General features: G+C 66.3%; 7 protein-coding genes. 4 read left to right on the forward strand and 3 right to left on the reverse strand.

From position 1 onward, the window contains the following. Positions 1-12: 12 nt before the first annotated feature. The 3 genes from ACE101_RS22270 to ACE101_RS22280 all read right to left on the reverse strand — a co-directional run bounded on the left by ACE101_RS22270 (position 13) and on the right by ACE101_RS22280 (position 5,341). Complete coding sequence (locus ACE101_RS22270; protein ID WP_379134226.1) at positions 13-2,331, reverse strand: glycosyltransferase; 2,319 nt, start codon at positions 2,329-2,331, stop codon at positions 13-15. 113 nt (positions 2,332-2,444) lie between these two features. Then, entirely contained in the window at positions 2,445-3,707 is a 1,263-nt protein-coding gene (locus ACE101_RS22275; RefSeq protein WP_379134229.1) for a nucleotide sugar dehydrogenase, read from the reverse strand. Between the two features lie 134 nt (positions 3,708-3,841). Then, entirely contained in the window at positions 3,842-5,341 is a 1,500-nt protein-coding gene (locus tag ACE101_RS22280; protein ID WP_379134232.1) for an O-antigen ligase family protein, read from the reverse strand. A gap of 312 nt (positions 5,342-5,653) precedes the next feature. Between ACE101_RS22280 and ACE101_RS22285 the strand changes: the two genes are divergently transcribed. The 4 genes from ACE101_RS22285 (at position 5,654) to ACE101_RS22300 (ending at position 12,445) form a co-directional block, all read left to right on the forward strand. Continuing rightward, entirely contained in the window at positions 5,654-7,819 is a 2,166-nt protein-coding gene (locus ACE101_RS22285; protein WP_379134235.1) for a GumC family protein, read from the forward strand. 85 nt (positions 7,820-7,904) lie between these two features. Beyond that, on the forward strand, positions 7,905-10,154 hold the full coding sequence (locus ACE101_RS22290) for a polysaccharide biosynthesis tyrosine autokinase (RefSeq protein ID WP_379134238.1): 2,250 nt from the start codon (positions 7,905-7,907) through the stop codon (positions 10,152-10,154). Next, positions 10,144-10,941, forward strand: coding sequence for a hypothetical protein (locus tag ACE101_RS22295; protein WP_379134240.1), 798 nt, complete (start codon positions 10,144-10,146; stop codon positions 10,939-10,941). Before ACE101_RS22290 ends, ACE101_RS22295 begins: the two co-directional genes overlap by 11 nt. Positions 10,942-10,987: 46 nt before the next feature. Beyond that, positions 10,988-12,445: an oligosaccharide flippase family protein gene (locus tag ACE101_RS22300; protein WP_379134242.1), complete on the forward strand. Its 1,458-nt coding sequence runs from the start codon at positions 10,988-10,990 to the stop codon at positions 12,443-12,445. Positions 12,446-12,468: the final 23 nt, after the last annotated feature.

A 12,468-nucleotide genomic window follows, 5' to 3' on the forward strand; every position in this document is an offset into this window, starting at 1 on the left:
ATTCGCGTCCGGTCAGGCGAACAACTCGGCGCGCAGATTGGCGAGCGTGCTGCGCAAGTTGGCGCGGCGCGCCTCGCGGCGCGCCAACATCCTGCGGCGGTAGCCATCCTCGTCCGCGAGCGTGGCATCGAGCGCCGCGATCAACGACGGAGCGGTGAGATCGACGAAGAGCGCCGCATCACCGAGCACCTCCTCGATGATCTCGGATCGGTTGGTGATCAGGGGGGCCCCGAGGGACAGTGCTTCTTCGACTGCAGTCTGCATGATATGCGACCGTGTCGAGAGTGTGACGACTACGCTGACCGCCGCCATGTGGCGGATGAAGTCCTCGCGGCTGACGAAGCCGAGCAGCACCACGTTGCCCGGCACGTTGGCCATCACCGTTGGATCAGCCTTGCGATGATCGCCCGTGACGTAGAACGTCGCGCCCGGCCGCGCGAGGGCGGCCTCCCAGACGATCTCGACCGGTTCGTCGTTGTTGGCGAATGAGCAGACGACGAGCACCGAGGGCCGCGGCAGCACCAGTGGCGACGCATCGGTCGGCACGGCCATCTCGCCGGGGATCTCCGGCACCAGCACCGAGCGTCCGCCCATCGCGGTCACCGCCTTCGCATCGCGACGGTTGTGGTTGGCGGTGAACAGCGCCCGGCGCGTGAGATATCCGAACAGGCGGGCGGCAAGGCCCGACCGGTTGGGCACATAGGCGTTCGAATGACCGTCGAGCACGAAGGGCACCCGGAAGGGGATCGCGTAGAGGGCGCCGGCGACCAACAGCGGCAGGGGCTGGTTGAGCATCAGCACGTAACGCGGCCGGCGAGCGTAGAGCAGGGCGAGCGTCATGAAGAAGGAGGCGACGTAGCGCAGCGCTTTGCGCCATGCCTGACGGCCGCCGAACGGCGCGATCAGCCAGAGGTCGGCACCGAGGCTGCGGGCCGTCATCAGCGAGCGGAAGCAGTCGGGCTTCCAGGCGATGAACACGCCGCCCTCAGCCGGCCCCTCCGGCTCGCCCGATAGCCACGGCGTGGCACGGATCTCGCGAAATGCGGTGCCGCCAGCTCTCCCGGCCATCAGCGGCGCCTCGATCCCGAACAGGCGCTCGTAGGCGCGCACCAGCACCTCGACCTGCCGGTTCCAGGAGAGCTGCGTCTCGACGCGCTCGCGGCCGAACACTCCCATGCTGCGGCGGCGTTCGGGGTCGTCGAGAAGCTCGACGAGCTTGTCGGCGAGGTCTACCGAATCGTTGCTTCGCGCGTAGAGCGACGCTTCCTGGGCCGAGTAACGCCCCTCGCGCACCTCGAACTGCACGATCGGCCGGCTGAAGGCCATGTACTCCATGATCTTGTTCATGGTGGACATGTCGTTCATCGGAGTGACGAGGTCGGGGTTGACGCAGACGTCAGCCGTTGAGAGCACCTCGAACAGTTCCGCATCCGGCGCCCGGCCGAGGAAGGTCACGTAGTCGTCGACGCCGAGTTCGACCGAGAGTTCCTTCAACGAGGCGAGGCTGGGACCGCCGCCGACGAGGCAGAACTGAATGTCGGTTCGTCCGCGTTCATGCACGAGATGGGCGACCGCCTTGAGCAGCAGGTCGATGCCCTCCTGCGGACCCATGACGCCGACGTAGCCGACCATGTAGGGCCGGCCCTTCTTCCAGGCCGGATTCGGCGGCACCGGCTTGACCCGCGACAGGTCGGGGCCGCTGCGCACCACGAAGACGTCGTCCGGCTTCATGCCGCCGCGCTCGATCGCGACGCGCTTGTAGCTCTCGTTCGTGGCGATCGAGACGTTGGCCGCCATGAAGGTGAGCCGCTCGAACAGCACCATCAGTCGCCAGAAGAAATCACGCTTTCCGAACTTGGTCTCGTAGAGTTCCGGGTTGACATCGTGGTGGTCGAACAGGAATCGCTTGCCGAGCAGCTTGAACGGCAGCGCGACCAGGAAGATCAGGTCCGGCGGATTGCAGGCGTGGATCGCGTCGAAGCCGCGCCCGAGGAAGATCTTCCAGGCGAGCACGCTCTCCCACCAGAGCGCGGCCGCGTATTCCTTAAGGTAGCCGAGCGCCGAATCGCCTTCGGCCGGCAAGGGATGGCGCAGGATGCGAATGCCGTCCAGCACCTCCTCCCGCGCTTCGTAGCCCTTGCCGACCGGGCAGATGATGGTGATCTCGGCACCGGCCGCGCGCAGCGCCCTCGCTTCTTGCCAGACGCGACGGTCGAATGGGACCGGCAGGTTCTCGACGATTATCAGAATGCGCTTGCCAGCCAACGACGCGACTGCGCGCGGCGCAGTGCTCTCGTCGTCAGCCTTCTCGACGGTGTCGATCGCTCTCATCTCGGCTCGTCAGTCGCCTCCAACGCCTCGGATGTCCGACGGCGCCGTCCAATATCCGTCTCCGACGCCCGATGGGACCCCGGAGACCATTCGCTTGCGGGAATTATGATCCGTCAGGACAAGGTGTTGATGTCCACGACGCGATTCGCTTTCAGCGACAGCCGCCCCGCCGTGCCGTTGGTATCGATCACGACATCGTAGTGCGTGCCCGTCACGGTTTCGTCCGACACCAGGATGTTGGGTAGATTCGGCAGGTAGGCGAAAGCATAGCCGAGGTTCTGGCCGACGAGCTGGCGCGGCTTGAGGCCGGGATCGTAGACCGACAGCGCGTAGCCCGCCTGAAGCAATTTGCGCGCAAGGTCAATCTTCGGACTCTCGCGCAGATCGTCGCTTCCGAGCTTGAAGGCGAGCCCAATCATCAGGACCCGGGCTCCCGGCTTGAGACCTGCGGTGCAGTGCTCGAAGAGATGATGCTTGTGGGCCTCGTTCGAGCGCAACAGCGAGTCGATGAGATGGGTATGCGCCCCGACATCGGCCGAGATGTACTGCAGTGCCCGCACATCCTTGGGCAGGCACGAGCCGCCGAAAGCATCGCCGGGCCTGAGATAATAAGGCGAGATGTTGAGCTTGGTGTCGGAGACAAAGATCTCGTGCACTTGGCGCGCGCTGATATCGAGCTGCATGCACAGCCGCCCGATCTCGTTGGCGAATGCCACCTTGACCGCATGGAAGGTATTGTCGACGAACTTGGTGAACTCGGCTTCGCGGAACCGGGTGTAGAACACCGGCGCGTCGAGGTTCTTGTTCATCTCGTCCATGCGGGCATTGGCCTTGCCATCATGGGTGCCGATCACGATCTTGGGCGGATTGAAGAAATCCTTGATCGCCACCGCCTCGCGCAGGAACTCGGGGTTGTAGACCAGCTCGAAGGCGCTGGAACCGGCGCCCAGCGCCGCCTCGAAGATCGGCGCGATCAGCCCTTCGATCGTCCCGGGGCGGATCGTGGAGCGGTAGACCACCGTCAGCGGCGTGCGGCGCTCCGGGTTGACGGCGGCCGCGATCTGCCGCGAGACCTCGGCGATATAGCCCATGTTGTGAGAGCCGTCGGGCCGGCTCGGCGTACCGACGCAGACGATCGCCATATCGCAATCGTTGATCTGCTCATCGGGCTGATTTGTGCAGTGCAAACGTCCCTGCGCAACCGCCTGCTTGAGCAGGTCCTCCAGACCCGGCTCGGCGATGTGCGAGATCCCCCCGTTGGTCTTGGCGACCTTGTCGGCGCTGACGTCGACGCCGAGCACGTCGTGGCCGTCTTTCGCCAGGCAAGCAGCAGCCGTCAGACCAACATATCCAAGACCATAGACAGCGATCTTCATACCGACCCTTCCGTAGCGCCAAGATTCGCCCACCGCGCATCCGGCAGAATCAACGGACCAGAGCCGGACCGTTGCGTCTATCACCATACAGGACGGTCCGCATCTCTGCGGCACGACATGGAACGTCCTGCGATTTACTCGACGCGTCGCATCTTGCTGCATCGCAGAAAAAAATGCAACACGAGCCGCGTGCGCGAGAAGCCAGGCGGCATTGCGGCGGCACCCTGGCCGGCCGAGGCGCCCCGCATGTCCGCGCCTGCCGACGACCCGACGCGGTCTTCGCGGCGCACCCGCGCCGCCGCCCCCAGCGCCGCGCCAACGACGACAGCCACGGGCAGGGCGAAGCCCGGGATCTGCAACGGATAGTCGACGAGGGAATGGAGGCCGGACTGGACCAGCGCAACCGCACCGACGAGCAGGATCGGCCGCGAGGGCTCACGCCAGGCTGCGCGCGCCAGTTGACCGACGGCGGCGGCGAAGGCAGCGAGCACGCAGAGTGCGAAGGGCACCCCAACCTCGACTGCGATCTCGATCAGCGTGGAATGAGCCTTGTTCCAGATGCCCAGCATCGACGACTCGGCCCGACGCTTCGCCGGAAAGATCAGCTCGAAAGTGCCGGCGCCGTGGCCGGCCAGCCAACGCTCGACGATGAGATCGACCGAGCCTGCATAGGTGAGGTAGCGTTCGGTGTCGGTCAGGCCCTCGTCGCGGATCCGTGCCTCGAGACCGGCGCCGCCGATCGCGAGGATCAGCCCGAGCGGAACCACCGCCAGGGCGGCAATGCGGCGTGCACGACGCGCCCGGAGACGACGACCGCGGCCGGGCAGCCGAATCGCCATCACCACCGTGGCGGACGCGGCGGTGGTGAGCGAGGTCAGTATGCCCGCCCGCGAACCCGTCATCATCAGTGCGGTCAGGATCGGGACGACCGCGAGGAGGCGCAGCGTCAGAGGGCCGCCGGCCCGGAACCGGGCCGCGTCCCGCAGGAGATTTGGCCGGAACGGCAACTCCGCCCGGATCCAGGCGCCGATCAGGGCGAGATGGATCATGAGGATGAAGCCGAGGAAGGCGGCTTCGGTGTTACGGTTGAAGAACGTCCCGGTGAGATTGGCCAGGTGGGTGCGCTTGGGCGTGAACAGGACGTAGCCCGGCACGGCGAGCTGCATGACAAGGCCGAGCAGCGCGTAGACCAATCCGGCGAGGCCGAGTGCCTCCAGCAGGCGGCGACTTCCCCCCGCGATCTGCGCCAGCCCGAGACCGCCGGCGAGCGCGAGGGCGAGAAGCAGGGCATACCCGATCGCGAAGCGCGTCCTGTCGGCATCGACCGAGAAGCTCGGCACCCCGGGCTCACCGAGCAAGGCCGCGGCGGCCGACCAGATCTCGGCCGCCGGCAGGGCACCCGGCGTACTCTGGAGAAGCGCGATCAGGCTGTAGGCCGCCATGAGCGTCAGAGCCGGCGCGGCCAGCCGCATCCGCGACCAATCGACCATGCGGGGCGGCGCGAGGAGCAGAGCAATCGCGAGTGCCGCGAGAGCGATCACCACCGCCTTCGGCCCGATCGAGCCGTAGGGCAACGGAGCCAGGATGGCGGTTCCGGTCACCAGGAGTGTGAAGACCCTGTCCCGCCGGCTCATCGCACCCCCCCCTCGGGGAGGCCGCTGCCGTGCGGCGTCCTGCCCGAATTCCGCCAGGATACTTTGTTGTGCGAATCGAGAACGGGCGGCGCCGGCGCCGCGACCGGCCGATTGTGCACTGCACCGACGTCGTGATAGATACTGCGCGGGCTGATGATCGAGCGCATGATCATTCTTCGGAATTGACCGAAGGACCGAATCCTTGTTCAGAAAAGGCTAGAAGACCGAATCATGGCTCAAGTCAAGCTCGAAGCGGGGGCATTGCGTCTCTATTTTTCGCATGTCCTCGGCGTGCATTCGTAGGCCTTCGGCATGCTGAAGCGCCAGAGCATTGATCTCGCCTACGAGACCTACGACTCCCTCGTGAACTCGGCTCGCGTCAGCGCGCCAGGCGATGTCTCGTTTCTCTTGGGCGTCGTCAGGCGGCGCAGGCGCCTCATCGGCCTGTGCACGCTTGTCGGACTGGGCATGGGACTCCTGGCCTTCGCCCTTCTGCCCCGCGGCTATCTCGCGGAGGCACAGATCGTCATCGATTTCCGACGCCTCGCGGTTATCGCCCCCAACGAGGCGGCCTTCAACTACCGCATGAGCGATGCGGCGGTGCAGACGCAGGTGGCGATCGTCGTCTCCGACAGCGTGCTGCGGCGGGTCGTGGACAAGCTCGACCTGACGAAGGATCCCGACTTCGTGCGGCAGCCCGGCTTCGCGACGTCGGTGCTGTCGACGATCGGGCTGGTCGCGGATCCCTCCTCCCTGGCCCCGGACTTGCTACGCGATCAGGCCGTCATTCCCCTGCGCAAGGTGGTGCGTTCCGAGCGTGAGGGCATCTCCTACATGATCACCATCAAGGCGACCTCGTCCGACGCCGAGAAGGCCGCGCGCATCGCGAACGCGGTCGCCGCCGCCTATGTCGAGGACCAGCAGGGCTCCCGCTCGACCATCGCGGAACAGGCGCACGAGTGGTACAAGGCGCGCCTCTCGGAGTTGCAGGATCTCGCCGCGACCGCGCTGCGCGCCGCGGCCGACTTCCGAGCCAGGAATCAGATCGTGGTGGCATCCGGGCGCTACGTCGAGGAGCAGCAGATCGAAGATTACAGTATTCGCCTGCTCGGCACTCAGAACCGCCGCGTCATCGCACAGGCGCGTCTGGAGCGGGTCGACGCGATGTTGAAGCAGGGCACGGAGGGCCAAGCCGTGCTCGGGGGCAGCGTCGCCGAGGAACTGCGCAATCCCATCATTGTCGGCCTGCTCAGCCGCGCCAACGATATCCGTCGCCGCAACGCCGAGAACATCAACCGCTACGGTCCCAATCACGAGGCGGTGAAGCGCGGCGAGCTGGAACTCGCCGAGATCCAGCGTGCCGTCGACGACGAGTTACGCCGCGTCCTCGAGGCCCTACGCAGCGAGGCCGAGATCACGAAGAGCGAGGAGATCAATCTTCAGGCCATCCTGAAGGACCTCGGCAATCGGGTCACGGCCGCGCAGAAGGCCAGGGTCGAGCTCGACCTGCTCGAAGCTGCCGCAACGAGCTACACCAAGCTGCGTGACCTGTTCGTGCAGCAGTACAGCGCCGCGACGCAGCAGGAGACCTATCCGGTCAACGAAACCCTTATCCAGACCCGCGCGACGCCGCCGCTGCGCCCGAACTCGCCGGCCCTGCGCCAGACGCTCGTCGGCGGCTCGGCCGCGGGACTGGTGCTAGGTCTCTGCGTGGCTTTCGGCCTGCAGGCCTTCGACCGGCGTCTCCGGACCCGCGCCCAGCTGGAGCTGGTGACCGGCCGCCCCTGCCTCGGCTACGTGCCGGCGACCGATCCGCCAGGCCATGGCGCCCTCAGCCAGCGGTTCCACGAGTCGATTCTTCTGAACATCCGCGGCGGAGCCGACGAGCGCTCCCCCCGGGTCGTCGGCATCGCCGGCGCCATGCCCGAGCACGGCGCCTCGCAGATCTCACTGAAGCTGGCGGACCTCGCCGCCAGAACCTGCGAGAGAGTCCTGTTCGTCGATCTGCATCAGACCGTGCACGCCCCGACGGCCGGATCCGGCAGCGTCACGGCGCCGATGGCGTCGCTCGGCGTCATGCCGCACGCGGCCCGGCCCAACCTGTTCCTCCTGCCGAGTTCGGCCCTCCGGGCGGAGCACGCCGGCCGGGCAGATGGTCTCGACTTGTCACGGCTGTCGGTGGTACTGGAAGAGGCCCGCCACAATTTCGACCTCGTCATCGTCGATCTGCCGCCGCTGGCTCCCGTGACGAGCACCCGCCAAGTCACGGCACTCCTCGACTGCTTCGTCCTCGTCGTCGCCTGGTACGCCCTCGGCGCCCAGGAATTGTCCGACCTTCTCTCCTCCTATGGTGACCTCGGAGACCGGATGATCGGCGCGGTTTACAGCCGCGTCGATCTCGGGAAGGTTGACGAAACCGAGGATGCCGCCCTGATCAACACGGTCAGCCTCCTCGACGACCGACGTGAGGCCGCATAGTGAAGGACGCTCAGCCGATGCCGCCCTCCGCGCCTCCATGCGCCATGCTCCGAGGCACCAGTGCGTCTCCGAGGAGCGGACGGTCATGAATTTCCGTGATACGCCTCCTGCCGCAGCGTTCGGCCCCCCGGCAAGGACCTGGGAGAACGAGGCTAGCCTCAAGAACGAGCTCCTGGCCTTCTTCCGGATGCTGCGCCGCCAGACGCCGCTGCTCGGCGGCGGCTTTCTCGCGGGCGCTGTGCTGGTGGGTATCTACGCTCTGACGGCGACGCCGATCTATCGCGCGACGGCGCAGATCAAACTCGACCCGCGTGCGCTGGCCTCGATCGAGACCACCGACGAACGCGGCCGGCGCTCCGATGCACCGCAGACCGATTCGGCCCGCGTCGACACGATGGTGGAGGCGCTGAAATCGACGCCGATCCTCGAATCCACGGTCCGTAGCCTCGGCCTTCAGGACGACCCGGAGTTCAACGGCAGCCGCGGCTCACTGATCCGTTCGGCGATCAACGCCCTGGCGGGCGACGAGACGCCGCCGAGCGAGGAGGAGCGCGTCGTCGCCGCCACCGAGATTCTCGGCAAGAGCCTCACGGTGGAGCGCACGGCCGGCACCTATGTGGTGGTGGTCGGCGTGATGTCCGAAAGTCCCGAAAAATCAGCGCGGCTGACCGACGGGATCCTCGATGCCTACGTCAACAATCAGCTTGTCCAGTACTCGCAGACCGCCAAGGCCGCGGCGGGCTGGATGCGGTCGCGCCTGGCGGAACTCGGAGCCCAGACCCTCAAGGCCGACAGCGCAGTCGTGGATTACAAGGCCAGCAAGGGTATCCTGACCTCGGACGGCAAGCTCGTCGCCGACAAGATCCTGGGCGACATCGCGACCAAGCTGACCGAGGCCAATGCCGATCTCGTCGAGAAGAAGGCGCGTCTCGACCGGATCGTCGCGGTCAACCAATCCCAGGACATCGACGCATCGGTCGGAGACGCAGCCGTCAACGAAATCATCGTCAACCTGCGTAAGCAGTACATCGAGGCGCAGAATCGCGCCGCCGAGTACGCCAAGCGCTTCGGCGAGGAGCATCAGGCGGTGCTCCAGTTGCGCCGGGATGCGGCCGGCATGCTGCAGGGCATCCGCAGCGAGTTGCGCCGCATCGAGGAGAACTACCGCAGCGACTACAACGTCGCCTTCCAGCGCGAGCAGAGTCTGCGCCGGGAACTTGACCAGCAATTCACCCGGAACATCGACGTCAACCAGAACCGAGTTCAGCTGCAGGAACTCGAGAGCACGGCCCAGGCCGCCCATGCGGCCTACGAGGATATGCTCAAGCGCTTCACCGAGGTGCAGCAGAAGCAGAGCTTCCCGATCACCGAGGCGACGATCACCAGCAAGGCATCGGTCCCGACACAGAAGTACAAGCCTCGCGTTCTGCTGCTGATACCGGCCGGTGCGCTCTTCGGCCTGATCGTCGGCTTCGGCATCGGTGTGGTGCGCGACATGCTCGACAAGCGCATCCGCACCAAGCGTGAAGCGGCGGCGGCGGCCGGCGTCGAGTGCCTCGGCCTCTTCCCGGCGATATCGCCGCGGGACTTCGCCCGCGAGCCCACGACGTTCGTTCACACCGGACGTGCGGACAAGATGTCGCTGCCCTGGGACTACGTCATGCACGAGCCCTTCTCCGTCGGGGCCGAGGCAATCCGGTCGATCAAGGTCGCCCTCGATCAGAGACGCGACGCCAACCGCGTCATCGGGATCGCCTCGTCCCTGCCGGAAGAGGGCAAGTCGACGATCGCGAGCATGCTCGCCCATCTCCTCGTCGGCGGTGGTGCACGGGTCCTGCTGATCGACGCGGACATGCGCAACCCGGCCCTCTCCCGGCGCTTGCATCCTACCGCAAAAGCGGGCCTCGCCGATGTCCTGATGGGCAGCGCCGCCTTCAGCGAGGTGATCGCGCGCGACAAGAGCGGCCGCTTCGACTTCCTGCCGGCCCTCACCGGCGGACGGATCAGCCATTCGCACGATCTGCTCGGCTCGGCAGCGATGAAGCAGCTGCTCGACGAGACCGCAGCGTTCTACGACTATGTCGTGATCGATCTGCCCCCGGTGCTGCCGGTGGTCGATGTTCGCTCGATCGCGCCGCTCATCGACGCCCTCCTGTTCGTCGTGGCCTGGGCCAAGACGCCCCGGGATGTGGTGGAAGCAGCAGTCACCGTGAGCCCGGCCCTGCGCGACAAACTCATCGGCGTCCTCCTGAATCGGGTCCGCCTCGACAAAGTCGAGCGCTACGGCGAGTACGTGAATTCCTACTACTCGGCCAAGTACCACAATGCGGCCTGACCTCCCGTCCGGCCGATCGCACGAGGGGGAAGGCCGGCGCGGGGCGAGGCGACGCTTCAGGCCAGCGAGCCCGGCTGCGCGCGCCATCGTCGCCGGCGCTGCCTTCGCCTGGATCTTCACGGTTGGGCTCGCCGAGGTCGCATCGGCACCCGCCGTGGCCATCGGCCAGCGGCTTCTGCAGGACAGCACGTTCACGCGCGAGGAACTCTCGGCGGCGGCGACATCGGTCGAGTCCCTCGAGACCTCGAATGCGGCCTGGGCGCGCGCGGTCATTGCCCTGCACCTCTTGGAGATCGAGCCCATACCTCAAGCGGCGGAAGCAGAAGCCGGCCGTCTGCCTGATCCCGCGGCGATCGACGTACGGCGCCGCACGGCCGAGGCCGCCGTGCGCCAAGCGTTGCGTCTGTCGCCGAGCAGCGGCTACTTCTGGTACGCGCTCTTCGCTCTCAACCTGCCGGCCGAGGGTGCGCCGGCCCCGGCGACCCTGCCGTTCCTGGCGAAGTCCTACGAACTTGCGCCACGGGAGGGCTGGGTATCGCTCCGCCGTTCCCCCACCCTGGTACCCCTGCGCGCCGTGCTACCTGAGGCGTTCAGGCTTCGTATCGAGGCGGAGTTCCGGACTCTGCTCAAGCAGAACATCCTGCCGGTGATCCAGAAGGTCTTCGTGATCTCCGATCCGGCCCTACGCCTGGAGGTGCTGCGGCACATGGAGACTCTGCCTGCTTTCGAGCGCATGCGCTTCCTGCGCGGCCTCGCCCGCGAACTCGATGCCGGGTCCGAGGGCTGAAGCCCGTGAGCCGCAGACGACGCCAAGTCCCTTCCGGAGTGATCGCGTGACCGGAAGACCGGCCTCTCGCTACCTCGCCAATTCCGTGCTCGCCTTCGCCACTCTGGCCGAGGTACTGTTGCCGTTCCTGCGCAACGTGGCGCTCGCGCGGTTGCTCGATCCGCACAATTTCGGTCTCGCCGTCACTTTCTCGGTGGTCTGGGGTATTTTGGAGCAGGTCACCGACATCGGCATCGTGTTCTCGGCGATGCGGCACCCGGGCGCGGCCCATCCGGACCGCTATTACGCGACGCTGCACAGCCTCGCGGTCCTGCGCGCGAGTTTCCTGTTCATCGTGCTGACCGCGCTGTCCCCGCTCTGTGCCTGGGTCTTCGCCGCACCCGAGGCGGTCTGGGCTTATGCAGGCCTCGGCATCGCCGCCTCGATCCGGGGTTTCATCAACCTCGGTATCCGCGAAGCGATGCGCTCCTACCAGTACTGGCGGGAGGGAACAGCGGTATTCCTCTCGCAGCTGTTCTGGACGGTGCTGACCGTGGTGGCGGCTTGGTGGCTCGAGGACTTCAACGCCGCGCTCGTCGGCATCATCGGCAACGCCATCTGCTACGTCGTCCTGACTCATCTCCTGTCGCCACGGCGCATGCGCTTCGGCTGGGATCGGGGCCTCGTCGCGGAGAACCTCACCTACGGCCGGCCGCTGATGTTCAACGGCATGTCCAACGCCTTCACCCAGCTCGCCGACCGCTTCGTCGTCGGCATGACGCTCGGCGTCGTCCAACTCGGCATCTACAACGTCACGTTGGCGACGGCGATCCTGCCGCGCAATGCCATCACCAAGTTCCTCAACACGCTCTACATGCCCGGCTTCGTCAACTTGGATGCGGGCCGTGCCCGGGATGTGCGTCTGTTCGAAACCTGGGTTTTGAACCTCGGTTTGCTGGGGTTCGCCTACGGCATAGCCCTGATCTCGATCGGGCCCGTCGTGATCGGCGGCATCTTCGGTCCGGCTTTCCGTCCAACGCCGCTGATCATGGGCCTCGTGGCAATCCTGCTCTGCACCAAGTTCCTGATCCAGCTGCCTGTGCCCTCCGCGCTCGCTTACGGCCAGACACGGTTGATCTTCTACGGCAACGCGGCCTCGGCGGTGGGTGTGCTGTGCAGCATCGGCGTGCTGCTCCTGACCCGCGACCTTGAGCACTTCATCCTCGCCCTGACAGTAGCCGACTTCGCGGCACTCTGCCTGATCGCCTCACTGAGCATCTCCCGCTACGGCTCGGTCCCATGGCTCCTGTGGACCTACGTCCTGCTGCCGAACCTGGTGCTGGCGGGTCTGCTCGCGCTTCAATTGACCGTGTCCTTCACTTTGCCGGCCTGGATCGCCGTGTCCTGGAGTGTCGGCGCGGCGGTGATCATGCTCCTCGTCGCGATCTCCTACGCGGGAGGCTGGCGTCCCGATGTGATCTCCGTCCTGCGGCGTGCCGAGAAAGCGGAGGCCGAGGCAGCCTGAACCGCCGCTTCGCGCATTTCTCG

The organism is Methylobacterium carpenticola (assembly GCF_042748905.1).
Classification (GTDB): Bacteria; Pseudomonadota; Alphaproteobacteria; order Rhizobiales; family Beijerinckiaceae; genus Methylobacterium; species Methylobacterium carpenticola.